This is a genomic window from Pseudoponticoccus marisrubri (genome assembly GCF_001482405.1).
GTDB lineage: Bacteria > Pseudomonadota > Alphaproteobacteria > Rhodobacterales > Rhodobacteraceae > Pseudoponticoccus > Pseudoponticoccus marisrubri.
In genome coordinates this window covers 102,524-125,557 of record NZ_LPXO01000003.1, presented here as the reverse complement: position 1 = coordinate 125,557, position 23,034 = coordinate 102,524, and the positions used below count along the sequence as shown (strand labels likewise).

The 23,034-nt window shown below is 68.6% G+C and carries 25 protein-coding genes; 13 read left to right on the top strand and 12 right to left on the bottom strand.

Annotated elements, in window-relative coordinates:
- Positions 1–60: 60 nt before the first annotated feature.
- Genes AVJ23_RS06640 through AVJ23_RS06625 form a run of 4 tightly spaced genes read right to left on the bottom strand, consistent with a single transcriptional unit; the run spans position 61 to position 3,122 of the window.
- Positions 61–726 (bottom strand): alpha/beta hydrolase, encoded by a 666-nt coding sequence (locus AVJ23_RS06640; protein WP_058861383.1) that lies wholly within the window; start codon positions 724–726, stop codon positions 61–63.
- 52 nt (positions 727–778) lie between these two features.
- Positions 779–1,174, bottom strand: coding sequence for a hypothetical protein (locus tag AVJ23_RS06635; protein ID WP_157772630.1), 396 nt, complete (start codon positions 1,172–1,174; stop codon positions 779–781).
- Positions 1,174–1,824: a DNA-3-methyladenine glycosylase family protein gene (locus tag AVJ23_RS06630; RefSeq protein ID WP_058861381.1), complete on the bottom strand. Its 651-nt coding sequence runs from the start codon at positions 1,822–1,824 to the stop codon at positions 1,174–1,176. Before AVJ23_RS06630 ends, AVJ23_RS06635 begins: the two co-directional genes overlap by 1 nt.
- A gap of 44 nt (positions 1,825–1,868) precedes the next feature.
- A complete protein-coding gene (locus tag AVJ23_RS06625; RefSeq protein WP_058861380.1) occupies positions 1,869–3,122 on the bottom strand; it encodes a vWA domain-containing protein in 1,254 nt (417 codons plus the stop codon).
- A 129-nt stretch (positions 3,123–3,251) separates the two neighbouring features.
- On the opposite strand from AVJ23_RS06625, the gene AVJ23_RS06620 reads away from it, so the two are divergent.
- Positions 3,252–3,848 (top strand): hypothetical protein, encoded by a 597-nt coding sequence (locus AVJ23_RS06620; protein WP_058861379.1) that lies wholly within the window; start codon positions 3,252–3,254, stop codon positions 3,846–3,848.
- Between the two features lie 35 nt (positions 3,849–3,883).
- Positions 3,884–4,744 carry a hypothetical protein gene (locus tag AVJ23_RS06615; protein ID WP_058861378.1) on the top strand — a complete coding sequence of 287 codons (861 nt, stop codon included), beginning with the start codon at positions 3,884–3,886 and terminating at the stop codon, positions 4,742–4,744.
- Positions 4,745–4,747: 3 nt separating this feature from the next.
- Here AVJ23_RS06615 and AVJ23_RS06610 read toward each other — a convergent pair whose 3' ends face one another.
- Positions 4,748–5,656, bottom strand: a complete 909-nt coding sequence (locus AVJ23_RS06610; RefSeq protein WP_058861377.1) for an AAA family ATPase — start codon at positions 5,654–5,656, stop codon at positions 4,748–4,750.
- A 187-nt stretch (positions 5,657–5,843) separates the two neighbouring features.
- On the opposite strand from AVJ23_RS06610, the gene AVJ23_RS06605 reads away from it, so the two are divergent.
- From AVJ23_RS06605 to AVJ23_RS06580, 6 genes are all read left to right on the top strand, one after another.
- Positions 5,844–6,875, top strand: coding sequence for a glycosyltransferase family 2 protein (locus AVJ23_RS06605; RefSeq protein ID WP_058861376.1), 1,032 nt, complete (start codon positions 5,844–5,846; stop codon positions 6,873–6,875).
- Positions 6,872–7,510, top strand: a complete 639-nt coding sequence (locus AVJ23_RS06600; protein ID WP_058861375.1) for a hypothetical protein — start codon at positions 6,872–6,874, stop codon at positions 7,508–7,510. Before AVJ23_RS06605 ends, AVJ23_RS06600 begins: the two co-directional genes overlap by 4 nt.
- Entirely contained in the window at positions 7,510–9,885 is a 2,376-nt protein-coding gene (locus AVJ23_RS06595; RefSeq protein ID WP_058861374.1) for a glycosyltransferase family 2 protein, read from the top strand. Before AVJ23_RS06600 ends, AVJ23_RS06595 begins: the two co-directional genes overlap by 1 nt.
- Before the next feature lie 144 nt (positions 9,886–10,029).
- Positions 10,030–10,728, top strand: a complete 699-nt coding sequence (locus AVJ23_RS06590) for an FkbM family methyltransferase (RefSeq protein WP_058861373.1) — start codon at positions 10,030–10,032, stop codon at positions 10,726–10,728.
- A 34-nt stretch (positions 10,729–10,762) separates the two neighbouring features.
- A complete protein-coding gene (locus tag AVJ23_RS06585) occupies positions 10,763–11,809 on the top strand; it encodes a glycosyltransferase family 2 protein (protein WP_058861625.1) in 1,047 nt (348 codons plus the stop codon).
- A 112-nt stretch (positions 11,810–11,921) separates the two neighbouring features.
- On the top strand, positions 11,922–12,848 hold the full coding sequence (locus tag AVJ23_RS06580; protein ID WP_058861372.1) for a hypothetical protein: 927 nt from the start codon (positions 11,922–11,924) through the stop codon (positions 12,846–12,848).
- 10 nt (positions 12,849–12,858) lie between these two features.
- On the opposite strand, the gene AVJ23_RS06575 is transcribed toward AVJ23_RS06580, so the two are convergent.
- Complete coding sequence (locus tag AVJ23_RS06575) at positions 12,859–13,134, bottom strand: hypothetical protein (protein ID WP_058861371.1); 276 nt, start codon at positions 13,132–13,134, stop codon at positions 12,859–12,861.
- A 266-nt stretch (positions 13,135–13,400) separates the two neighbouring features.
- On the opposite strand from AVJ23_RS06575, the gene AVJ23_RS06570 reads away from it, so the two are divergent.
- Entirely contained in the window at positions 13,401–14,417 is a 1,017-nt protein-coding gene (locus tag AVJ23_RS06570) for a methyltransferase (RefSeq protein WP_058861370.1), read from the top strand.
- Positions 14,418–14,688: 271 nt separating this feature from the next.
- On the top strand, positions 14,689–15,954 hold the full coding sequence (locus AVJ23_RS06565; protein WP_058861369.1) for a GAF domain-containing sensor histidine kinase: 1,266 nt from the start codon (positions 14,689–14,691) through the stop codon (positions 15,952–15,954).
- 37 nt (positions 15,955–15,991) lie between these two features.
- Here the strand turns inward: AVJ23_RS06565 and AVJ23_RS06560 are convergent, their stop codons facing one another.
- From AVJ23_RS06560 to AVJ23_RS06550, 3 genes are all read right to left on the bottom strand, one after another.
- Positions 15,992–16,309 (bottom strand): DMT family transporter, encoded by a 318-nt coding sequence (locus AVJ23_RS06560; RefSeq protein WP_058861368.1) that lies wholly within the window; start codon positions 16,307–16,309, stop codon positions 15,992–15,994.
- Positions 16,310–16,516: 207 nt separating this feature from the next.
- On the bottom strand, positions 16,517–17,842 hold the full coding sequence (gene tig / locus AVJ23_RS06555; protein WP_058861367.1) for a trigger factor: 1,326 nt from the start codon (positions 17,840–17,842) through the stop codon (positions 16,517–16,519).
- Between the two features lie 134 nt (positions 17,843–17,976).
- Positions 17,977–18,870, bottom strand: coding sequence for an isopenicillin N synthase family dioxygenase (locus AVJ23_RS06550; protein WP_058861366.1), 894 nt, complete (start codon positions 18,868–18,870; stop codon positions 17,977–17,979).
- A gap of 118 nt (positions 18,871–18,988) precedes the next feature.
- On the opposite strand from AVJ23_RS06550, the gene tpiA reads away from it, so the two are divergent.
- Both tpiA and AVJ23_RS06540 read left to right on the top strand, forming a co-directional pair.
- Entirely contained in the window at positions 18,989–19,735 is a 747-nt protein-coding gene (tpiA, locus tag AVJ23_RS06545; protein WP_058861365.1) for a triose-phosphate isomerase, read from the top strand.
- 124 nt (positions 19,736–19,859) lie between these two features.
- On the top strand, positions 19,860–20,477 hold the full coding sequence (locus AVJ23_RS06540) for a thiamine phosphate synthase (RefSeq protein WP_058861364.1): 618 nt from the start codon (positions 19,860–19,862) through the stop codon (positions 20,475–20,477).
- A 3-nt stretch (positions 20,478–20,480) separates the two neighbouring features.
- On the opposite strand, the gene olsA is transcribed toward AVJ23_RS06540, so the two are convergent.
- The 3 genes from olsA to AVJ23_RS06525 form a co-directional block, all read right to left on the bottom strand.
- Entirely contained in the window at positions 20,481–21,335 is an 855-nt protein-coding gene (olsA, locus tag AVJ23_RS06535) for a lyso-ornithine lipid O-acyltransferase (protein ID WP_058861363.1), read from the bottom strand.
- Positions 21,332–22,093 (bottom strand): L-ornithine N(alpha)-acyltransferase, encoded by a 762-nt coding sequence (olsB, locus tag AVJ23_RS06530; RefSeq protein ID WP_058861362.1) that lies wholly within the window; start codon positions 22,091–22,093, stop codon positions 21,332–21,334. Before olsB ends, olsA begins: the two co-directional genes overlap by 4 nt.
- A gap of 113 nt (positions 22,094–22,206) precedes the next feature.
- Entirely contained in the window at positions 22,207–22,389 is a 183-nt protein-coding gene (locus AVJ23_RS06525; RefSeq protein WP_058861361.1) for a DUF3553 domain-containing protein, read from the bottom strand.
- A gap of 26 nt (positions 22,390–22,415) precedes the next feature.
- Between AVJ23_RS06525 and AVJ23_RS06520 the strand changes: the two genes are divergently transcribed.
- Positions 22,416–23,027 (top strand): histidine phosphotransferase family protein, encoded by a 612-nt coding sequence (locus AVJ23_RS06520; protein ID WP_058861360.1) that lies wholly within the window; start codon positions 22,416–22,418, stop codon positions 23,025–23,027.
- Positions 23,028–23,034: the final 7 nt, after the last annotated feature.

The window sequence follows — 23,034 nt, the reverse complement described above, 5'->3', positions numbered from 1 at the left end:
TTCAAGCGGCTTGCAAGCGCGTTGCAACGCGCTTGAACGCGTTTCAAACGCGTTCCCCGCTCAGAACCCGCACTTGTCGCGCAGGAAGGCCAGGGCCACGCCCAGCCCGTCGGGCGCGATGCCGTGGCCGGTGCCTTTCATGACATGAGCATAGACCTCTTTCCAGCCGGCCTCCTGCAGGGCCTCGGCGGCCTGGGGCAGCGATTGCGGCGGGACGACCTCGTCGGCATCGCCATGCACCAGCAGGACCGGCGGGCGCGAGACCACATCGTCGACCAGCAGCTCGGGCGCCAGCAGCCGCCCCGAGAAGGCGACGATCCCGGCCACCTCGTCCTCGCGCCGGGGCGCGACATGCAGGCTCATCATCGTGCCCTGCGAAAAGCCGAACAAGGCCACCTGCTCGGGCAGCAGGTCCTCGTCCACCATCAGCGCATCGAGAAAGGCGTTCAGGTCATCCACCGCGCGGGCCATGCCGGCCATGCTCTCCTCCTCGGAGGAGCCGTCGATCCACGGGATCGGGAACCACTGGAAACCCATCGGCGCGCCGGCGCAGGCCTCGGGCGCGTCGGGCGCCACGAAGAGCGTGTCGGGCAGGTGCTCGGCCAGCGGATCGGCCAGCCCCAGCAGGTCGGCCCCGTTGGCGCCATAGCCATGCAGGAAGACCACGCAGGAGCGCTTTTCGCCGGAGGCCGGCTCCTTGCGGCCGGTCCTGAGTACGCGTGTCACGATTGAAATCCCTTTCCTTCTGTCGCCGTCCCGCCGGTCGGGCGGGCCGGCCCTAGCGGGCGACGCAGCGCATCAGGCTGTCGCCGGTGAAGCCGTCGAACCAGGCCTCGGAGTAGAGATACCGCCCGTTGCCGCGGTCGAGCAGGCGGAACTCGAAATACTCCACCGTGCCATCCTCGTTCGGCGGAAAGCTGTGGCGGCACCAACCGCCGAGATAGGCGCCGCAGCGGCCGCGATCATCCGAACCCTCGGGGTCATCGGCGCTTTGCGCCTGCACGCGGTAGCTGCTGCTGTCCAGCTCGAGCCGCATGTCGTAGAGCGTGAAGCTCTTGTCCTCGTTGTAGAACCGCATCTGGCCCTTGCAGAGTGTCGGGCGGTCGAACCCGGCCGCGGCGGTGCCTGCCCAGAGCGCCAGCGCGCCCGCCATCCATGTCTCCGCTCGTGCCATCAGCCGATCCCCTCGCGCCCCTTGTCCACCCGGTAATACGCCCAGAGCGCCCGTGCGGCAACCGACCGCCAGGGCGACCAGTCCTGCGCCATCTCGCGCAGCGCGCGTTCGCGCGGACGTTCGGGCAGATCGAAGAGCATCCGGGCGGATTCCTGCAGCGCCAAGTCACCCGGGGCGAAGACATCCGCACGACCGAGGCTGAACATGGCATAGATCTCGGCCGTCCAGACGCCGATCCCTTTTACCGCCACCAGCGTGCGGATCACGTCATCGGTGGGCATGTCGCGCAGCGCACCGTAGTCGATGCCCGCCTCGGCCAGCGCCACGGCGTAGCGCGCCTTCTGCCGGCTGAGGCCGAGGGCGCGCAGATCCTCCTCGCCCCGCGCCAGCACGGCCTCTGGCGTCGTGGCGCCCGCCTCTTCCAGCCGAGCCCAGATCGCGGCGGCAGAGGCGACGCTGACCTGCTGGCTGACGATGGCGCCGAGCAGCTGGGCGAAGCCGTCCGGACGCAACCGCAGCGGCAGCGGGCCGGTCAGGTCCAGCGCATGGGCAAAGCGCGGCTCCTGCGCGGCGAGCCAGGCCGCGCCCTCCGCCACGCAGGCCTCGCCCTTGATGATGCGCCCGACCGGCGCGGAGATGCCGTCCGCCATGACCCCTAGGTGATCCCGGGCCCGGCCTGCGTCAAGCCGCCCATTCAGAGCGCCGCCATCAGGCGGGCCTTCTCGCCCGCGTCGTCGGGGCGCGAGATCGCCTCGGCCAGGTCCTCGAGCGAGGCGATGGAATGGCCGGCGCGGAAGCTGTCCACATGGGGCAGCATGGCGCGGATGCCGCTGGCCTTGGGCGCGAACCCGTCCCAGCGCAGCAGCGGGTTCAGCCAGATCAGCCGGCGCGACGAGAGCTGCAGCCGCTCCATCTCTTTCTCGAGCGCCGCGGCATCGTCGCGGTCGAGCCCGTCGGTGATCAGCAGCACCACCGCGCCCTGCCCCATCACCCGACGCGACCAGTCGCGGTTGAAGACATGCAGGCAATCCCCGATCCGCGTGCCGCCCTCCCAGTCCTGCGCCTCGGCGCCCGCGGCCTTGAGCGCAGCGTCCACGTCGCGCGCAGCGAGGTGCCGGGTGATGTTGGTCAGCCGCGTGCCGAAGGTGAAGGCATGCACCTTTGCCCAGCCCTGCCCCTTCTCGTTGGCCACGGCGTGCAGGAAATGCAGCACCATGCGGGAATACTGGCTCATGGAGCCGGAGATGTCGCAGAGCACCACGAGGTTGGGCCAGCGCGGCCGCTGGCGCGCGCGCTCGATGCGCTGCATCTCGCCGCCCTGGCGCAGCGCCGCGCGGATCGTGCGGCGATAGGCGATGCGGTTGCCCTGCGCGGCCGCCATGCGCCGGCGCGACAGGATGGGCTGCACCGGCAGGGTGAGCCGGGCGAGCATGCGCTTGGCCTGGGCGATCTCTTCGGTGGACATCTGCTCGAAATCCAGCGTGCGCAGCTTTTCCTCGGCCGACATGGTCATCGAGGCGTCGATCTCGATCTGGGTGGCCTCGTCCTCGCGCGTCTCGGGCTGCGGCATCTCGGGCAGCTCGTCGCCCAGAAGCGCCTGGGCCGCGCGTTTCTCGGCCGCCGCGGCGAGGCGTTCCTCCTGCACGCCGCGCACCGCGGGCAGCATCAGGCTCATCATGTGTTCGAGAAAGCGCGGGTCGCGCCAGTAGAGCCGGAAGACCTGCGCGAAGATCACCCGGTGCTCGGGGCGGTTCACGAAACAGGCATGCAGCGTCCAGTAGAAATCCATCCGGTCGGTGAAGCCCGCCGCCTCGACCGCGCGGATCGCGTCGATCACACGACCCGGCCCGACGGGCAGCCCGGCGCGGCGCAGGGCGCGGGCGAAATGGATGATGTTCTGCGCCAGGCGCGGATTTTCCGGGATTTCCAGAGGGGCGTATTCGGGCATGCTCCGGTTATCGGCGAGCGACCTCAGCATGGCAAGGCGAGACCGGGGCATGTCGTCCGCGACACGACCAAAGTAGGATGGTATCGTTGGAGGTATTGAGAATACTGCATTCAATCGGAGGGTGATTCGATGAATCTCTTCACGTCTGAGAAAGCCTCTGCGGTTCTGGCAATTTTTCTGGCCGTGGTCGGATTTTACGTCACCAGCGTCGTTGAAGAGATCCGCAGCCAACCGGTTGTCACTTATCGCTTCGACAGAGCGCCGGACGGCTCGGCAGAGCTGCGGCTTGAGAACATCTCGCTTGCCAGCCTCGTGGAGGATTCGCGATTCGAGATTGCCTGCGTGGACCTGCGCCCCGATTGCCTGCGACCGCAGGACGGAGACGCGGACCGGTTTCACAAATTGACCCGGGAGCCACCGGTGTCTCCGTCCAACACGTCAGTCGACTCGACCGCCAGCGGTGTCGCGCTCTCCGCCACGCTGGTTCCGGGCGCGGTGGTTAGATTGACGACGCAGCGTTCGGACGCGGCTCTTGAGGACGATACCACGCTCGAATTTTACTATACCGCGGCGCCCAACGACCCGAAATCACTGCTGCTTATCGACGGCTACACCGCGACGGCGGTATTCGTAGGCAGCTATTTCCACATCATGATCCTGGCGTTCGGGGTCGCATTGTTCGGATTGGTCGTCGTGATCGTCGTACCGCTCTTCAAATCTGCATGAACCAACACCTTTCCCACGCAAGAGGAGCCGCCAGCATGAGCAATCTGACCCGAAACTGTGTCGCCGTTCTGGCTTTCTGCGCCGTGCCCCTGTTGGCCGAGGAGCCGACCGATCCGCTCACCGTGGAGATCAAGGTCTACCGCATTCACGACGAAGCCGAATGGCCTGTGCCCAGCCATGTCAGCGTGACGGGGGAGAACCGGGCCAAACGCACGGATGCGAATGGCGTCGCAGTTTTCCAGATGGCGCGCTGCGATGACAGTGTGCGCATCAGCGCGCGCCCGGTCATGACCTTTCTTGAAAGTGTCAGCGCGACCTGCAACGGATCTCCCATGGCGATGGAGACGCGGCCGCTCTACACCGGTGCGGTCTACTCCATTCTGTCCGATCCCAGAGGGCTTGATCAGGCGCTTGCTGCGAACCCGGCGATCGCGAGGGCCATCGAGGCAACCGACAATGCGGAGCGTCTTGCCGCCCTGCAGGAGGCCTACGGGCGCGGCGCCCTAAACGAGGTCACACGGCTTGCGGGCGACCTGACCTGGACCTTGCGCGAGGCGGCGCCAGGGGCGGCGCAGTCGTTCAGCGTGATTGCAATGGATGCAGGGTTCCGCACTATGGGCATCGATCCGAACAGCGAAGACGCCCCGCTGATCCGCTTTGACCGGTCGCAGAATCTCTACGTGATGAGCGATCTGGGACAGGCTGTGGCCGCGGAGTTCACCGCCGCTGCGAATCTGGGTGACACCAACCCCTGGTCCGGCGAGATGATGGAGGCCTTGGGCGAAATCGACCTTGGCAGTGAGCAAGATCTGCCTCTTTATATGCCTGAGTCCCGAGATGTGATAAGGCGGCTGGAATTCCAGCTTGAGGATCAACGCCTGATCATCCAGCGCTGAGGATCAGGCCGCCTCGATGCTGGCCTTGGCATCGTCGAGGATGCGCTTGGCCTCGGAGCCCTGGATGCGCGCAATGTCGTCCTGGTATTTCAGGATCGCGCCCAGCGTGTCGCTGATCACCTCGGGTGAGAGATCGACCACGTCGAGCGCCAGCAGGCACTTGGCCCAGTCGATGGTCTCGGCCACGCCGGGTTTCTTGAAGATGTCTTCGGTGCGCAGGCCCTGCACGAAGGCGATGATCTCGCGCGAGAGGGTTTCGGGCAGCTCGGGCGCGCGGGCGTGCAGGATCTCGAGCTCGCGCTCGAAGCCCGGGTAGTCGACCCAGTGGTAGAGGCAGCGGCGCTTGAGCGCGTCATGCACCTCGCGCGTGCGGTTCGAGGTCAGGATGACGATGGGCGGCTCGGGCGCCTTGATGGTGCCGAGCTCGGGGATGGTGACCTGGAAATCGCTCAGCGCCTCGAGCAGGAAGGCCTCGAAGGGCTCGTCTGTGCGGTCGAGCTCGTCGATCAGCAGGATCGGCGCGCCGGCCTCGTCCGGGCGCATGGCCTGCAGGAGCGGGCGTTCGACCAGGTAATCGGGGCCGAAGAGCTCCTTCTGCAGCGCGGTGCGATCGGCGCCGCCGCCGGCCTCGGCGGTGCGGATGGCGATCATCTGGGCGGGGAAGTTCCATTCGTAGACCGCCGAGCCCGCATCCAGCCCCTCGTAACATTGCAGCCGGATCAGGCGCCGCCCCAGCGCCGCCGACAGCGCCTTGGCGATCTCGGTCTTGCCGACCCCGGCCTCGCCCTCGAGAAAGAGCGGCCGGCCAAGCTTGAGCGACAGGAAGACGACGGTGGCCAGCGCGCGGCCGCAGACATAGCCGGTCGCGGCCAGGTCCGCCTGCACGGCGTCGATGGAATTGGGCAATGTCATGGGCGATCTCCTCGGGCAATTGAGTGCCCGCCCCGGCCGCCCGGGTCAAGGGCGCCGGCGCCGCAGCCGGGGCGCGGCATTGACGGGCCGTGCACCAGATGTCATGATTCGGCGCATAAGATACCCGGGACAACCCGGGAGATGGCGGATGAGCAGTGATGTCCAGAGCGAGGGCGGAGGCGCAGGCATGCGCGTGACCGCGGTGACCTGTGTGAAGAACGAGGGCCCGTTCCTGCTGGAATGGATCGCCTTCAACCGTCTTCTGGGCGTGAGCGATTTCCTGTTCTACTCCAATGATTGCGACGATGGCACCGATGCGCTGCTGGATGCGCTGGCCGCGCGCGGAGACGGCGTGGTGCACCTGCCGAACCCGGCCAAGGGGCGCAACTACCAGATGGAGGCGCTGAAGGATGCCGCGAAACAGGAGGTGGTGCGGCAGGCCGACTGGGTCTGGATCGCCGATGTGGACGAGTTCCTGAACATCCATGCGGGCGATCACACGATCCCGGCGCTTGTGGCGGCCTGCGGCGATCCGCAGGCGATCAGCGTCACCTTCCAGTTCTTCGCCAATGGCGGGGTGTCGGGGTTCGAGGATCGGCCCGTGATCGAACAGTTCGACCGCAGCCACAATCCCGACCTGTGGTGCGGCGAGACGGCGATCGAGGTCAAGACCCTGGTGCGGCGGGACTTTCCGCTGCAGTATTACGGCGCGCACCGGCCCTTCTTCAAGGACAAGGACAAGCGCGCGCGGCCGCGCTGGACCGACGGGTCGGGGCGCGACGTGCCGCATCGCTTCCTGGTCGCCGCCAATCCCCGCCGCATCCGCAAGTTTCCCGCCGCCGGGGCGCGGGACCATGCCACGCTGAACCATTACGCGCTGCGCTCGCTCGACAGCTATCTCGTCAAGAACGACCGGGGCGACGTGAACCGCGCCAACCGCGCCTTCGACGACAGCTATTGGCGCGAGCGCAACGACCCGGCCTTCGAGGACCGCTCGATCCGGCGCTACCTGCCCGCGCTGCAGGAGGCACTGGCCGAGTTGAAGGCCGACCCGGTGATCGGGGCGCAGCACGCGACCTGCGTGGCGCGTCACCGCGCGCGGCGCGACGCGCTGATGCAGCAGGAGGCCTATGCGCAGATGCATGCGCAGCTGGCCGCGCTGCCGCCCTATCCGCCCGGCGAATACGAGCTGATGCAGGAACTGGGGCTGGTGGCATGAGCCGGCTGAAATGCGTCAACCTGGGCCTGCCCAAGACGGGCACCACCACGCTGGCCCATGCGCTGGGAAAGGGGGGCTGGCGGGTGGCCGATCACAAGGTGCGCCGGGTGCACACGCGGACGCCCGGGCTCGGCGGCACCTTCGTGGGCCGGCAGATCTACAACGGCTATTTCGAGACCGGCGACCCGTTCGCGCATCTCGACCTCTACGACGCGCTCTCCGAGATCAGCGTGCTGAACGGCACGACCAGCCTCTGGCCGCAATGCGACTATGCCGTGCTCAAGGCGATGCGGCTGGCGCGGCCGAACATGCTCTTCGTGGCCACCTGGCGCCCGCCCGAGGAAGTGTCCGACAGCATGCGGCGCTGGAACAACCTGGGCACCGACCGGCTGCCCGGGGGGAGCATTCCCGGCCTGCCGCACGGGTTCGGCGAGAGCGATGGCGAGCGGATCCGCTGGATCGAGGGGCATTACGCCATGCTGCGTGACATCTTCGGCGAGGATCCGCGCTATCTGGAACTGCCCATGGGTGCGCCCGATGCGCGGGCGCGGCTCTCGGCGCACGTCGGGATCGACCTGCCCTGGTGGGGCCGGCTGAACGTCAATGACGGCGCAGGCGCGCGAGGGGTCGCCTGATGCGCATCTACCTGCATATCGGGCCGGATGGCGCCTCAAGCGACCGGATGCAGCGCGTGCTGGACGCCAAGCGCGACCAGCTGGCCCGGACCGGCACGCTCTATGCCCGCTCGCCCGGCGCGCGCAACCACACGCGGCTGTTCATGGCGGTGACGGATCCCGGTAACGTGGACTCTCTGCGCTTCAACCGCGGCTTCATCGCGCCCGAGAAGCAGGCGCGGCTGCGCCGCGACGTGGGTGAGAAGCTGGCCGCCGAGATCGACCGCGCCGCGCCCGAGACACTGATCCTGTCGGCCCACCAGCTGGGCAGCGCGCTGGTCTCACGCGCCGAGCTGGAGCGGCTGCGCGCCCTGCTGCTGCCGCTGTCCGACGACATTCGCGTGGTGGCGCATCTGGACGATCCCGCGCGGCTGCTGGTCCGCCGCTATGCCGCGCAGCTGGCCGAGGGGCGTGCGCATGACCTGTCGCTGGAGCTGGGCTGCCTCGACGCGCCCGGCTACTGGGATGCGGCGCTGGCCACGCGCCCCGTGCCCGACCCCGCCGCCGGGCAGTTCGGCGAGGTGCAGGGCGCCTGTTTCTGGCTGGACTACGCGCGGCTGGAGCGGGAATGGGCGGCGGTCTTCGGCGCGGAGGCCGTGCAGTTGCACAGCCTCGACCTGCCGCAGCTCTACGAAGCGCGCGCCACCGACGCGCTGGCCGCGGCCTTCGACATCAAGGTGAATTTCGGCAAGGCCGAGCCCGAGACGCCGCCCCCCGCCCCCTCGGCCGCCTGGCAATCACGCTGCCGGCGCTTCAACGACGTGGTGCTGCGGCTCTTGGCACGAGGCGAGGTGATCCTGCCGCGTCAGCTCTGGCGCAAGTTCCTGACCGAGATCAAGGTGCCCGGCGCACCGATCGCGCCCGGCAGCCTGTCTGCCGTGTCGCAGCGCTTTGCCGAGGATATCGCCGCGCTCTGCGCCCGGCATGACGGTCTGGACCCGCACGCAATGGCGCCGGACCCGGCAGAGGCACCGTGGGAGGAGGCCGACCCGACACGCGGCTTCCGTGCGACGCAGTACCTGATGGCCTTCCGCTGGCGCATCAACCAAGCCACGAAGGAAGAGCTGGCCAACAAGGCCGCGGATCTCGCAAGGCTCGGGGCCGGCACGACGCCGGCGGCCGCGGATCCCGAGCCCGAGGCCGCGCCGGTCCTGTCGGCGGGCGCTCGCGCCGTCCTGCCGCCCGACGCGCGCGAGAATTTCATCAAGCTGCAGAGCTCGCCCTTCGCGCCGCATAACCGCCTCGGCCGCGTGAACGAGGAAGAGCTGGCCGCCGCCTATGCCCCGCGGCGCGAACGCGCGCTGCCGCCGGGCCGCTCCGGCAACGTGATCGTCGGCTGCATGAAGAACGAGGCGCCCTATATCCTGGAATGGGTGGCCTATCACCGCGCCGTGGGGTTCGACACGTTCCTGATCTACACCAATGGCTGCGAGGATGGCACGACAGAGATCCTCGACCGGTTGCAGGAGCTGGGCGTGCTCCAGCATCGCAACAATGACAACTGGTCCGGCAATTCGCCGCAGCAGCACGCGCTGGACAGCGCGCTGCGCGAGGAGGTGATCGTCAAGGCCGACTGGATCGCCCATATCGACGTGGACGAGTTCATCAACATCCGCTGCGGCAATGGCACGCTGGAGGATTTCTTCGACCGCGTGCCGGAGGCGACCAACGTGGCGATGACCTGGCGGCTCTTCGGGCATAACGGCGTGACCGAGCTGTCCGACGCGCTGGTGATCGAGCAGTTCGACACCTGTGCCCCGAAATTCTGCCCCAAACCGCACACGGTTTGGGGCTTCAAGACGATGTTCCGCAATATCGGCGCCTATGCCAAGATCTCGTGCCACCGGCCCAACAAGCTGGCCGACGGACAGGCCGACCGGGTGCGCTGGGTGAACGGCTCGGGCCGTGACATGACCGACGAGGCGATCAAGAACGGCTGGCGCAATTCCAAGAAATCCATCGGCTACGACCTGATCCAGCTGAACCATTACGCGCTGCGCTCGGCCGAGAGTTTCCTCATCAAGCGCCAGCGCGGACGGGCGCTGCATGTCGACCGCAATATCGGGCTGAACTACTGGATCCGCATGGACTGGTCAGTGCATCGCGACATCACCATCAAGCGCAACCTGCCGCGGGTGCGTGCGGAATACGACCGGCTGCGCGCCGACCCTGTGCTGGCCGCGTGGCATGAAAAGGGGCTGGCCTGGCACCGCGCCAAGGCCGACGAGCTGCACGGCATGCCCGAATTCGAGGAGCTCTACCGCCAGGCCGTGGCGCTGGAGCTGACCGAGACCGAACGCGTGGCCTATGCGCTGGCCCTGGACATGGAGAACTGATGGCGGGATCCGGGCGGGAAGCCGCTTCGAAGCGGCTTGCAGACGCGGTTTGCAAACCGCGTTCAGAAGGCCCTTGCAAGGGCCTTCCACAAAGGCGCTTCGAAGCGCCTTGCCCCCGGCCCGACCGTGATTGAGGAGCCCGCCATGGAAAGCACGACCACCGAACGCAGCCCCTTCATCCGCTCGCGCGGCCTGAAGATCCCCAAGCATCCGCAGCTGACCACCGGACGGGTGCGCGGCGCCCTGCGCGAGGGCACCTACGAGCGCAAGGAATGCGACGCGGTCATGCGGGTCGTCACCGCCGGTGACCGGGTGCTAGAGCTGGGCGGCGGCATCGGCTACATGTCCACGTTGCTCTCGGTCAAGAAGCAGGTCGCGCAGGTTGTCACCTACGAGGCCAACCCCGCCCTGATCCCCTATATCCGCGAGGTGCATGGGGCCAACGGGGTAGACAATGTCGATCTGCGCAACGCGCTTCTGGCGCCCGAGGACGGCCCGCCCGTCCCCTTCCACCTGCGGCGCAACTTCCTTGCCTCCTCGATGGATCTCGCGGCCGATCCCGACAGCGTGACCGAGACCGTGCCCGTCATGCGCCACGCCATCGGCCCGGTGCTCGCCGACCTCGCACCCGACGTGCTGGTCTGCGACATCGAGGGGGCCGAGGCTGAGCTGCTGCCCGCCGGCGACTGGTCGAGCCTGCGCGCCGCGATCATCGAGCTGCATCCGCAATGGATCGGCGCCGCCGGTGTGCGCGCCGTCTTCGACGCCATGCATGCCGCCGGGCTGACCTATTTCCCCAAGGCCTCCGAGGCCAAGGTCGTCACCTTCCGGCGCGCCTGGTGAGCTTGCGCCCCCCGTGCCACCGGAGCCCATGGGCATGAACATCACCGCCGTGCTCTGCGTGCGCAACGAGGGCGCCTTCCTGCTCGACTGGCTGGCCCATCACCTGGCGGCCGGGATCACCCATGTCGTGGCGCTCTCCAATGACTGCGAGGACGGCACCGATGCCCTGCTCGACCGGCTGGCTGCGCTTGGGCATGTCACGCATCTGCGCAATGACGGGCCGCATGACAAGGGCGGCATCCAGTTCACCGGGCTCAAGATGGCAGACCGGCACCCGGCGATCGCTGCCGCAGACTGGCTGATCGCGCTCGATATCGACGAGTTCGTCAATGTCCATGTGGGCGACCGCAGCCTGACCGCCCTGCTCGAGGCGCTGCCCGAAGCCGACGCGATCACCCTGACCTGGCGGCTCTTCGGCAATGACGGGCAGGTCCGTTTCGAGGACCGTCCCGTGCCGCAGCGCTTCACCCGCGCCGCGCCCGAGATCATGTACTGGCCGTGGCGCGCGGCCATGTTCAAGACGCTCTACCGCAATGATGGCACCTACCGGAAGCTGGGCGTGCACCGCCCGCGCAGCCCCGATCCCGAGCGGGTCGAGGCCGCGCGCTGGGTGGATGGCGCAGGCCGCGCCCTGCCCGCCCAGTTCCGCAAACGCCGGATCTTTTCCGATTACGGCCGGCCCAATTACCGCTTTGCGCAGCTGAACCACTACCCCCTGGGCGACATGGAAAGCTATGTGCTCAAGGCCGATCGCGGCCGCGCCGTGCATGCCGACCACGCGCTTGGCATGGATTACTGGGTGGAGCGGAACTGGAGCGTCGCCGAGGATACGACGCTCCTGGCGCTGAACGGCGTGGCCGCGCAGCGCGCCGCCTTTGCCGCCGATCCCGATCTGGCGCGGCTGCACTGCGCCGCCGTCGACTGGCGCCGGGCCCGGTTCGAGGCGCTGATGGCGCAGGAGCCGTTCCGCGCGCTCTTTGCGCGGCTGCTTATGACCCCGCCCTCGCGGCCCTTGTCGCGCGAGGCCGCGCAGCTTCTCGCCGCCCATGCCACGCGGGCCCGCGCCGCGCGGCGCGCCTGAGGCTCCGCGGTTTTTCCTCAAACCCTTCACAATTCCGCCCCATGCCCGGGGGATTGTTTCGCTGACCACCCACGGGCCCGCGCGGCCCGCGGAGCGCAAAGGACAGGCGGGCATGACACGGCAGAACCAGAGCTTTCCCCCGGATCTCAGCCGGCTTTCGCGCAGCGACTGGCTGGCCGAGCTGCGCCACATCGGCGATGCCAGCGGATTCTCGGAACCGCTCGGCCGGCACCACGCGGCGGTCTTCGTGGAAGAGGGCGACACGCTCTTGGTCAGCTTCGAGAGCATGTCGGGGATCGAGGCGCTGTCGGATCGCAACGTGCCGCTGGGCTTCGACATGGTGGCGCAGAACGGCTGGTCCTCGCTGTCGGTGCTCAGCCATGGCGACACCTGGTTCCGAGAACCGCGCGTCTACGGCTTCTTCGACCAGCTGCTCGATGACGGGTTCTTCGACGAGTTCGAGCGCGTGATCTTCTACGGCGCGGGCCCCTGCGGCTATGCCGCCGCCGCCTATTCCGTGGCCGCGCCCGGCGCGCGGGTGCTGCTACTGCAGCCCCAGGCCACGCTGGATCCGCGCGTCACCGAATGGGACGACCGGTTCGTCGAGATGCGGCGCCACGATTTCACCTCGCGCTACGGCTTTGCGCCCGACATGATCGACGCCGCCCAGATGGCCTACCTCGTCTACGACCCGCGCGAGCGGCTGGACGCGATGCATTCGGCCCTGTTCGAGCGGCGCAACGTGCGCCGCTTCCGCGCGCCCTTCATGGGCGGCGCGCTGCAGAGCGAGCTGCGCGCGCTCGACATCCTGCCGCTGCTGCTCGAATCCGTGGCCGAGGACAAACTGGACACCGCGCGCTTTGCCGAGCTGCTGCGGGCCCGCCGCGACCACCCGCCCTATCTGCGCAAGCTGCTCTCGCGGCTCGACGCAGACGAGCGCGACGGGCTGTCGCGCCTGCTCTGCCGCAACGTGGTGGGCCGGATGCACGCGCCGCGCTTCCGCCGCCGGCTGCAACAGCTCGAGGCGCAGGCCGAGTAGGCCCGCGCACTCAGCGCCCGCGGTTCAGATAGACCTCGCGCAGCGCCTGCTGGAAATAGCCCAGCCCCGCGCCCAGCACGAAGAGCACAAGCCGCCCCGGCTCGCCCACCAGCGCCAGCACCACGCTGCCCGCCAGCAGGCAGGCCAGTAGCGAAGCGACCTGCCGGTCCTCGGAACCGGGCAGGTTTTCGACGCCGATGAAGCGGATCAGCGCCTCGGTCACATGCGGCACAGCCGGCCGCGCCCCCGCGCCCGCCGCAATGCCGAGGATCAGTGTCAGGATCATGCTGGCCTCTCCCGCCTCGCCTCTCCCCCCGGTTTAGCGCAGCCGCGGCCGGAGTGAAACGACCGGCGCGCTTGGGCTCGGTCTGCTCGCATCGGGACAGCAAAGCCCGGACCGGTATCCGACCCGATCACCGATTGCCCTGCCCAAGGATGCCGTGAGACAAGCCAAGGTAAACGCCCCGCGGTCGCCACCGGACGCTTCGGGTTGAGCTTCGGGGCGGGGCTGCATAGGCTGCGCGGCATCAGGGGCAGAGCAGGCGGAGAAGGATGGCAGGTCTCACCGAAGCCGAGGAGATCTCGGATATCGCGTTCGGCTACATGGGCTCCAGGGCCCTGTTCGCGGCGCTGGAATTCAACCTGTTCACGGCGCTCGCCCCGGCACCGCTCGACCTGACGGCCTTGGCGCGCGCGACCGGGCTGGCGCAGGCGCGCTGCAAGACGCTGCTGACCGCGCTGACCGGGCTGGGGCTGGTGCTGCGCGATGACGAGGGGCGCTATGCCAATGCGCCCGCCGCGCAGGCCTTCCTGGTCAAGGGGGCGAAATACGACTTCTCGGATTACCTGCGGCTGCAGGTGGGCCGGCAGATGTACCCGCTGATGGACCAGATCGAAGACGCGCTGGGCGGTACCCTGCCCGCGGGCGCGACCGACAGCTATGCCACCTGGTTCGCCGATCCCGAGGAGGCGCGGCTTTACTCCGAAAGCCAGCACGCCGGCTCACTGGGGCCCGCGCGCTCGCTGGCGCGGCAGATCGACCTGACCGGCGCGCGCGCTCTGCTGGACGTGGGCGGCGGCACGGGGGCGATGTCGATCACGCTGTGCACGGCCTTCCCCGGGCTGCACGCCACGATCCTCGACTTCCCCAACGTGGCCGATCTGGGCGAGGCCTATGTCGCCGATGCGGGCCTGTCGGACCGGATCACCTATCGCCGCGGCAACGCGATCGAGGGGGACTGGCCGGAGGCGCAGGACGTGATCCTGATGTCCTACCTGTTCTCGGGCGTGCCGGACCGGTTCCACGAGACCCTGCTGGCGCGGGCCTTCGATCACCTGGCCCCCGGCGGGCGGCTGCTGCTGCACGATTTCATCGTCGATGCGGACATGCGCGGGCCCAAGAACACGGCGCTGTGGCAGCTGCAGCATACCGCCTTCACGCCGGAGGCGCGCTCGCTCGACGATGGCTGGCTGAGCGCGGCGCTGAGCGATGCGGGCTTTGCCGAGGTCTCGGTCGCGCCGATGATCCCGGGCATGACCAAGCTGGCCCAGGCGCTGCGCCCGGCCTGAATACGCGCGCATCGCAACGCCGGTGAGCCGCGATGGACCCGCTTGCGCAGCGGGCCGATCTCCCGTACCGCGCCGGATGCCCCGGTCGACCGCGAGTCGCCGGGCCGGGCGAAGAACCTCAATCCGGCAGCCTGACGGAACCTGCGGGCCGGGTCGGACGTTTCTTCAATTGGCCCGCAACGGGCAGACACATCTGATGGGAGCTTCGGTGCCGCTCACACGGACGCATGGTCGATTTCCATGGCATTACTCATGGCGGAGGACCTGACACATGACGCGCGCGCAAATCACCTTTCCTTTTGCCTCCAACGAACATGCCCGCCTGCGCGAGGTGCGCGAGGTGGTCGGGCGTGATCTTCAGGCCGACCCCGTCCTGCAGGACATCACCCGCGACGTCTCGCGTCTCTTTGGCGTGCCGGCGGCGCTGGTTTCGGTGGTGGAGAGCGATCACCAGTGGTTCCTGGCCAAGACGGGGATCGATCTGGACTCGACGCCGCGCGACTACGCGATCTGTTCGCGCGCAATCATGTCGGACCAGCCGCTGATCCTGCCCGACACGCTGGAGCATCGCGAGTTCTCCAACCACCCTGCGGTCGTGCTCGACCCCAAGGTGCGGTTCTATGTCGGCGCGCCCCTTGTGCTGAGTTCGGGCTTCCGGGTGGGCACGCTCTGCGCGATTGATGTTGTCGCCCATGGCGCACCATCACAAAACGAGATCGACGCCCTTCAGGATCTGGCCGCGCTGACCGTGGCGCATCTTGAAGAGCATCACGCCCGGCGGACCGACGGCAACCAGGACCGGCGTGCCCAGATCGCCGCGGATGCGCAGCAGGAATTTCTGTCCCTGATCGGGCACGAGTTCCGCTCACCGCTGACCGTGCTTCTGGGCAATGCAAGACTGCTGCAGCACAGGCATGAGAGCGCGGAGGGCCAGCCCCCGCATAGTGACGATTTCACGCGGCGGGCCCTGTCGGGGATCGTGGCCTCGGGCGAGCATCTGCATCGGTTGATCGAGCGGGTGATCCATTTCACCAACCTGCAGAACGGAGAGCTGTTCCTCGCCGAAGAGACCCTGCCCTGCGCGCCCTTCCTGCGCTCTGTCGTCGACCCGATCGAGCCGATCGTCAGCGTGGAGGCGCGGCAGGTCACCACACGCTGCGACGAGACCCTGTCCGCGATCCGCGGGGATGGCGAGCAGCTGGCCGTCGCCCTGTCTGCGTTGGCGTCCAACGCCTTGACCCACGGTGCGGGCGATATCGCGCTGGTCGCAACGCGCGGCGACGACAATGCCCTGCGGCTGCAATGCCGTGACGAGGGGCCCGGCTGTTCCGAGGCGCAGATCGCGCGTGCGGACCGCCCCTTCGCGGTTGGCGAGGACGTGATCCGGCGGCAGGCCGGCGGGCTGGGGCTTGGCCTGCCGCTGGCCCGGAAGATCGCCGAGCTGCATGGCGGGCGCCTGCAGGCCGGGCGCGACAGCCTGAGTGCCTGGGTCGAAATGGAGCTGCCCAGCTGGCGTTGCAGCATGGCGCTGGCCTGACACAAGCGAGGGTGCGTGTACGGCGCGCCCTTCGCGCTCAGGACGCGTCAGCGCCCAGCAGCACCATTCCGGCGATCAGCAGGACCAGACCGGCAATGCCGGACCAGCTGAGCGTCTGGTTGAACAGGATCACGCTGACGAGGACCGAGCCGACAGAGCCGATCCCGGTCCAGATCGGATAGGCGATGCCCAGTGGCAGCCGGGCCATGGCGGCGTAGAGCGCCAGCAGCCCCGCGGCCATCGTGACAAGCGTCAGCGCGCCCAGCGTCCAGGACGGCGCCTGCCCCAGTTTCTTGAGGCCGGCCGCCCAGGCCACCTCCAGCCCGCCGGCGATGAGTAGATAGATCCAAGCCATGTGACCCCCGTTTCGCGTGCAGGTCGTCCTGGCAAGGCCCGTGCTGGGCCGGGTCGTCCCGGCGGGCAGATACGCGTGAGCTATGAAGGCCCGCGCCCGCGGTCAAGCGCGCGGGGCGACATGCCCCTCTGAGAACGCGAAACGCCGGGGCACGGGCCCCGGCGTCAGTGTCTCCTTGAGCGGGCGGCCTGGCGCCGCCCCGGGCGATCACTCGTCGTCGAGCGACTCGACCGCCTTTTCCAGCTCTTCCTTGGTGACCTCGGTCTCGGTGACCGTGGCCTGCTCGGCGATGTGGTCGATGACCTTGTCCTCGAAGATCGGCGCGCGCAGCTGCTGCTGCATGCCCGGGTTCTGGCGGACATAGTCGAAGAAGGCGCGTTCCTGGCCCGGGTACTGGCGGGCCTGGTTCATGATCGCCTGGGTCATCTCGGCCTCGGAGACCTCGACCTCGGCCTTCTGGCCCAGCTCGGCCAGCAGCAGGCCAAGACGCACGCGGCGCTCGGCCAGCTCCTTGTGCTCGTCGGTGGGCTCGATCTCGGGGTGGTCATGACCCTGCACGTCGGGGTTTTCCTCGTGCCACAGCTGGTGCGCGATCTGCTTGGCCTCAGCATCGACCAGCGAGGGCGGCAGGTCGAAGGTGACCATCTCGTCCAGCTTGTCGAGCATGTTGCGCTTCATGACCTGACGCGCCGCGCCGGCATATTCTGCCTCCAGCCGCTCGCGGATCTGGCCCTTGAGCGCGTCGAGATCCTCGGCACCGAATTTCTGCGCCAGCTCGTCATTCACCTCGGCCGCCTTGGGCGACTTCACGGCCTTGACGGTCACGTCGAAGACCGCGGCCTTGCCGGCCAGATGCTCGGCGCCGTATTCCTCGGGAAAGGTGACCTCGACCGCCTTCTCGTCGCCGGCGCTGACACCGGTCAGCTGCTCCTCGAAGCCGGGGATGAAGCTGCCCGAGCCCAGCGTCAGCGGATAATCCTCGGCCGCGCCACCCTCGAAGGGCTCGCCGTCGACCTTGCCGACGAAATCGATCACGACCTGGTCGCCATCCTCGGCCGCGCCGTCCTTGTCCTCGAAATCCTGCGCCGTCTCGGCGAGCGAGGCCAGCGCCTCGTCCACGGCGGACTCGTCGGCCTTGACCACCAGCCGCTCGACCTCGAGCGAGGAGACGTCGACCTCGGGCACCTCGGGGAGCTTCTCGTAGCTCATCTCGACCTGGATGTCGTCGCCTTCCTTCCAGTCGTCATTGGTCATCTTGACCTCGGGCTGAAGCGCGGGCCGGTCGCCGGTTTCCTCGAAATGCTGGTTCATGGCACCGTCGATGGCTTCCTGCATCGACTCGCCGAGCAGACGCTGGCCGAACTGCTTCTTGAGCAGCGGCATGGGGACCTTGCCCTTGCGGAAGCCCTTCATCTCGATCTCGGGCTGGGCCTCGGCCAGCTTGGCGTTGACCTTCTCGTCCAGCTCGGCCGCCGTCACGGTGATGGCGTAGCCGCGCTTGAGGCCGTCGTTCAGCGTCTCGGTGACCTGCATGTGTTCCTCGTCAGTTCGGGCCCGCCTGCACGCGGGCGCCCCGGTTCCAAATCTGGGCTCTTCTAAGCACGGGGTCCGCGCTTCGCAAGGCGATTTCTGGCCCTGCGCGGGCATTCCCATGCGCAGGCGCGCCGCTAGCCGGTCTTCAGGTGCAGGTAGGTCTCGTTGAAGCGGCGCGACAGGTGATCGCCCGCCCGGATCACCCGGCCCGAGCCGATCGGCGCGACATTGGTGTCGAAATCGGGATTGAAGAAGAGCGGCACCGAGATGCGTTCCTCGGAGGAGCCGCGCACCCGGTGCAGCGTGGCCTTGACCCGCCCGGCGGTCCAGGACTCCAGCATCTCGCCGAAATTGATCACGAAGCTGCCCGGGGCGGCGGTGACCGCGTGCCAGTCGCCGTCGCGGCCCAGCACCTCGAGCCCCGGCACCCCGTCCGCCCCCAGAAGCGTCAGGCAGCCGTAATCGGTATGCGCGGCGATGCCGAAATCCTTCTCGCCCGCCCAGTCGGGGCGCGGCGGGTAGTAGTTGCCGCGCAGAAGCGCCATGGGCCGCGCGAACCGGTCGTCGAAATAGGCCCGGTCCTCGCCGATCGCCTCGGCGATGCCGCGCAGGATCTGCAGGGCGACGGCGCGGGCATCGTCGTAATAGGCCTCGATCACCTCGCGGAAGCCCGCCGGGCGCGCTGGCCATAGATTGGGCGCATAGACCGGCAGCCCGGTCTCGGGCGCTTCGAAGCCGCAATCGAAGACCTGCTTGTAATCGGGGTTGGAGTCAGGGTCGACCTGTTCGGATTGCGAGGCGCCCCAGCCGCGATTGGCACCGGTCACCGACATGTCGACCTGCGCCTTCTCGGCCTCGGGCCGGTCGAAGAAGGCGCGGTAGGCGGCCAGCACGAAGCGCATCCGCGCGGGCGTCACGGGCGTGTTGTGCACGGTCAGGAAACCGGTCTCGTGGGCGGCCCGGCCAAGCGCGGCCAGCGTCTCGGGCTCGCGCGCCACGATCTGCGTGAAGTCCAGTCTGGGGATCATGCCTGCCTCCGGGTCATCCGGGCACAGCGCATGTCATGTCGGGCGCAGGCATGCAACCGGGCTTGACGTCGCTGCCCGCGGTGGCGTCAATGCGCGCGAACCGACAAGGGGAGACATCATGCGACGCAAACTGGCCGCAGGAAACTGGAAGATGAACGGCTCGGGCGCGGCCCTGGCCGAGCTGGACGAGATGGCCAAGGCGGCCTCGAACGGCGCCGAGATCCTGGTCTGCCCGCCCGCCACGCTGATCGGCGCCGCCGCGTCGCGCGCGCCCGGCCTGGCGATCGGCGGGCAGGATTGCCACGCCCGCGCCTCGGGTGCCCATACCGGTGACATCTCGGCCGCGATGCTGAAGGATGCCGGCGCCTCCCACGTGATCCTGGGCCATTCCGAGCGCCGCGCCGATCATGACGAGCATGACGAGGACGTTCGCGACAAGTGCGGCGCCGCCTGGGAAGCGGGGCTGGTCGCGGTGGTCTGCGTCGGCGAAACACTGGACGAGCGCGAGGCCTCGAACACGCTGGACATCATCGCCGGGCAGCTGGCCGGCTCGATCCCCGACGGGGCGACCGGGCACAACCTCGTGGTGGCCTATGAACCCGTCTGGGCCATCGGCACCGGCAAGGTGCCCACAACCGACCAGATCGGCGAAGTGCATGATTTCATGCGTGCCAGCCTCGAGCGCCGCTTCGGCCCGGGTGTCGGCCGCTCGGTCCGGCTGCTCTATGGCGGGTCGGTCAAGGCCTCCAACGCCTCCGACATCTTCCATGTCTCGAACGTGGACGGTGCGCTGGTCGGCGGCGCCTCGCTCAAGGCGGCCGATTTCGTGCCGATCGTGGACGCGCTGAACGCCGTCTCGCACTGAGCACTGCGAACGGGCGCCCTGCCCGTCCGGCCCCGGCCCGGGCGGGCGCCTTGCCCCGTTGCGGGGGTTTCCCTTGCGCCCGGGTCGCAGTAAGACCGCGTCCTGACGCAAGAAGGAGCCCCCCATGGCCATGGATGACGCCCCGCAGATCTATCTCGTGACCCCTCCGGAGTTCGAGCTGGGCCGCTATCCCGACACGCTTGCCCGGGTGCTGGACGGGGCCGAGATCGCCTGCCTGCGCCTGAGCCTTGCCACCCGCGACGAGGACCGCCTGACCCGCGCGGCGGACGCGATCCGCGAGGTCGCCCACAAGGCCGACGTGGCGCTGGTGATCGACACGCATGTGGTGCTGGCCGAGCGGCTGGGGCTGGACGGGGTGCACCTGCTGGACGGCGCCCGCTCGGTCCGGGCGGCGCGCAAGACGCTGGGCGCCGATGCCATCGTCGGCGCCTATTGCGGCCAGTCGCGCCATGACGGCATGGGCGCCGGCGAGCACGGCGCCGATTACATCTCGTTCGGGCCGGTCTCGGGCGCGCTGGGGGATGGCGAGCTGGCCGAGCGCGACCTCTTTGCATGGTGGTCCGAGATGATCGAGCTTCCGGTCGTCGCCGAGGGCGGGCTGACCGAGGAGGCAGTGCGCGCCCTTGCCCCGGTCACCGATTTCTTCGCCGTGGGCGAAGAGATCTGGCGCGAAGAAGATCCGCTGGCCGCGCTGAACCGTCTGCGCGCCGCGATGGTCTGAGCCTCAGCCCGCCGTCTCGAAGGCCTCGTCGGCCAGCGCGGCACTGTGCTGGCGGCGGATCTGGTCCTCGAGATGCTGGGCCAGCGACTTGCGGTTGGGGAAGGCATCGACCCGCACCGGCGGCAGGTAGGCCAGCCGCACATGCCCCTGCCGCCCCCGCGCCAGCACCTGCAACAGCGACGGGCCGAAGCCCATGTCGCCCCACCAGCCGTAGAACCGCGGATCGGCACCTGGTGGCGCGGCATAGACCACCGCCACCGGCTGGACCTGCACGCGATGCTTCAGCGCATCGGCAAAGAAGGCCGCGAAAAGCGTGGTCTTGAAGGACAGCACGCGCCTGCCATCGGTCGAGGTGCCCTCGGGAAAGAAGAGCAGCCGGTGCCCGTGCAGCAGCCGCTCTTCGAACAGCTGCGCCTGCGCGCGCGGCTCGCGCCGGTCGCGCTGGATAAACAGCGTGCCGGTGGCGCGGGCCAGCCAGCCGATGCCGGGCCAGCCCGCCACCTCGGCCTTGGAGACGAAATAGATGTTCTTGCGGCTGTTGAGCACGAAAATGTCCAGCCACGAGGTATGGTTGGCCACGATGGCGCCCGGCCCCTTCATGACCGGCCCCGAGATCCGCAGCCGCAGCCCCATCACCCGCAGCACGGTCCGGCAGACCCCTTGCGTGATCCAGGGCGTGACCGGGCGGTCCATGCCGCAGAGCGGCCGCTCGAGAAGCCGCACCAGCAGCAGCAGCGCCAGCCCGCCGAAGACCACCACCGCGATCACCGGGGCGCGCCAGGCGATGCGCAGCCCGCCGGCAAGCCCGATCGGCGGCGCCTCGGGCGGCGGCTCCGACCCGGTCCAGGTCTGGCTCACGCGCCGCGCTCCCGCGTGTAGAGGCTCTTCTGGCTGGCGCTCATTCGCGCGGTGTCCATCACGAGGCAGACATCGGTGGTGTTGAAGGCATGGTCGATGAAGGCGCCGTCGCCGATCGTGCCGCCCAGCCGCAGGTAGGCCTTGATCAGGGCCGGGATCTCGCGCATGGCGGCGCGCCTGTCGATCACCGCCTCGGGCATCAGGTTCATGTCCTGGTGCACCCGCGCCCGCACCCGCAGGTCGGGCGGCGCAAGGTGGCGGTGATGCAGGAAGGACAGCGGCTGCGCCAGCCGCGTCACGTCGGTGCCGTGAAAGCTGGCCACGCCGAACAGCACCTCGATCCCGTGGCGCGTGACGTAATCGGCCAGCCCCTGCCAGAGCTGGAACATGGCCGCGCCGCCGCGATAATCGGGATGCAGGCAGGACCGGCCCAGCTCCAGCAGGCGCCGCCCGCTCTGGCGCAGCGGCGTCAGGTCATACTCGTCCTCGGAATAGAACTGCCCGGCCTGCGCGGCCTGGTCATCGCGCAGCACGCGGTAGACACCGATCACGCGGTCATCCGCGGCGCGGTCGGTGGCGATCAGGTGGTCGAAATAGGGATCGAACCGGTCGCGCTCCAGCCGCGCGCCATGATCGACCATCGCGCCATCGCCGCCCAGCTCCTCGACGAAGACCTCGTAGCGCAGGCGCTGCGCCGCCGCGATCTCGGACGGGTCGCGGGCCAGCCGGACCGAGAGCCGCTCCTGTTCTGTGGTCATTGCGCGATCCCGGATCCGGACATGGGCCCGGTTCTAGGATGCGCCCGGCAAAATGGCAACTGCCCGAGGCGGCGCCGTGCTTTTAACCAATCCGAAAGACTTGGCGGATTACGTTAACCATCGAACACGGGCAGCAGGGCGACGCGGGTGCCATCCACGACCACCTTTCCCTCTTCGCGGAAGTTGACCGTGATGCGCCCGCCGATATTTGATTGCACCTGTCCGGTGCCCCAATCCGGGCGGTCCGGGTGGCGGACCAGCTGCCCCGGTTCGAGTAGTGAGTTGAGATCGTTCATGACCTATCCCCTTGCCGGAGCCTGACATGCCCCATTCCAGTGCCGCGCTCGCCGCTCTCGTGGGCTCGCGCCTGTGCCACGATCTAATCAGCCCCATCGGTGCGATCCAGAACGGGCTGGAGCTTTTGTCGCTGTCGGGCAGCGGCAGCGGCAAGCTGGCCCCGGAGATGGAGCTGATCCAGGACAGCTGCGAAAGCGCCGCGGCGCGGATCCGCTTCTTCCGCGTGGCCTTCGGCAGCGCCGGGGACGGCCAGTTGATGGCGCGGCGCGACGTGCTGGCGATCTTCGACGATCTGGGCCGTGGCGGCCGGCTCTCGGCCAATTGGCAACCGACCGAGGACCTGCCCCGCGCCGAGGTGCAGCTGGCCTTCCTCGCCTACCTGTGCTGCGAGGCGGCGCTGCCGCAGGGTGGCGTGGTGCAGCTGGGCCGCGACGCGGCCGGCTGGCGCATCCGCGCCGAGGGGCGGCGGCTGACCATCCGCCCCGAGCTCTGGGATCACGTGAACGGCGTCGATGCGCCCTTTGAGCTGACGCCCGACCGGGTGCAGTTCGCCATGCTGGTGCTGCTGGCCGAAGAGCGCGGCCACAAGCTCTTGGCCGCGCCGGATGACACCGGGCTGACCCTGACCATCGCCTGAGCGCGGG

Excerpts from the sequence above, each read along its gene's own strand:
- AVJ23_RS06625 (WP_058861380.1), bottom strand. The coding sequence starts at position 3,122 with ATGCCCGAATACGCCCCTCTGGAAATCCCGGAAAATCCGCGCCTGGCG.
- AVJ23_RS06635 (WP_157772630.1), bottom strand. The coding sequence starts at position 1,174 with ATGGCACGAGCGGAGACATGGATGGCGGGCGCGCTGGCGCTCTGGGCA.
- AVJ23_RS06610 (WP_058861377.1), bottom strand. The coding sequence starts at position 5,656 with ATGACATTGCCCAATTCCATCGACGCCGTGCAGGCGGACCTGGCCGCG.
- AVJ23_RS06580 (WP_058861372.1), top strand. The coding sequence starts at position 11,922 with ATGACACGGCAGAACCAGAGCTTTCCCCCGGATCTCAGCCGGCTTTCG.
- AVJ23_RS06620 (WP_058861379.1), top strand. The coding sequence starts at position 3,252 with ATGAATCTCTTCACGTCTGAGAAAGCCTCTGCGGTTCTGGCAATTTTT.
- AVJ23_RS06590 (WP_058861373.1), top strand. The coding sequence starts at position 10,030 with ATGGAAAGCACGACCACCGAACGCAGCCCCTTCATCCGCTCGCGCGGC.
- AVJ23_RS06550 (WP_058861366.1), bottom strand. The coding sequence starts at position 18,870 with ATGATCCCCAGACTGGACTTCACGCAGATCGTGGCGCGCGAGCCCGAG.
- AVJ23_RS06560 (WP_058861368.1), bottom strand. The coding sequence starts at position 16,309 with ATGGCTTGGATCTATCTACTCATCGCCGGCGGGCTGGAGGTGGCCTGG.
- AVJ23_RS06540 (WP_058861364.1), top strand. The coding sequence starts at position 19,860 with ATGGCCATGGATGACGCCCCGCAGATCTATCTCGTGACCCCTCCGGAG.
- AVJ23_RS06600 (WP_058861375.1), top strand. The coding sequence starts at position 6,872 with ATGAGCCGGCTGAAATGCGTCAACCTGGGCCTGCCCAAGACGGGCACC.
- AVJ23_RS06595 (WP_058861374.1), top strand. The coding sequence starts at position 7,510 with ATGCGCATCTACCTGCATATCGGGCCGGATGGCGCCTCAAGCGACCGG.
- AVJ23_RS06525 (WP_058861361.1), bottom strand. The coding sequence starts at position 22,389 with ATGAACGATCTCAACTCACTACTCGAACCGGGGCAGCTGGTCCGCCAC.
- AVJ23_RS06520 (WP_058861360.1), top strand. The coding sequence starts at position 22,416 with ATGCCCCATTCCAGTGCCGCGCTCGCCGCTCTCGTGGGCTCGCGCCTG.
- tpiA (WP_058861365.1), top strand. The coding sequence starts at position 18,989 with ATGCGACGCAAACTGGCCGCAGGAAACTGGAAGATGAACGGCTCGGGC.
- AVJ23_RS06630 (WP_058861381.1), bottom strand. The coding sequence starts at position 1,824 with ATGGCGGACGGCATCTCCGCGCCGGTCGGGCGCATCATCAAGGGCGAG.
- AVJ23_RS06585 (WP_058861625.1), top strand. The coding sequence starts at position 10,763 with ATGAACATCACCGCCGTGCTCTGCGTGCGCAACGAGGGCGCCTTCCTG.
- AVJ23_RS06570 (WP_058861370.1), top strand. The coding sequence starts at position 13,401 with ATGGCAGGTCTCACCGAAGCCGAGGAGATCTCGGATATCGCGTTCGGC.
- AVJ23_RS06565 (WP_058861369.1), top strand. The coding sequence starts at position 14,689 with ATGACGCGCGCGCAAATCACCTTTCCTTTTGCCTCCAACGAACATGCC.
- AVJ23_RS06575 (WP_058861371.1), bottom strand. The coding sequence starts at position 13,134 with ATGATCCTGACACTGATCCTCGGCATTGCGGCGGGCGCGGGGGCGCGG.
- AVJ23_RS06605 (WP_058861376.1), top strand. The coding sequence starts at position 5,844 with ATGCGCGTGACCGCGGTGACCTGTGTGAAGAACGAGGGCCCGTTCCTG.
- olsB (WP_058861362.1), bottom strand. The coding sequence starts at position 22,093 with ATGACCACAGAACAGGAGCGGCTCTCGGTCCGGCTGGCCCGCGACCCG.
- AVJ23_RS06615 (WP_058861378.1), top strand. The coding sequence starts at position 3,884 with ATGAGCAATCTGACCCGAAACTGTGTCGCCGTTCTGGCTTTCTGCGCC.
- tig (WP_058861367.1), bottom strand. The coding sequence starts at position 17,842 with ATGCAGGTCACCGAGACGCTGAACGACGGCCTCAAGCGCGGCTACGCC.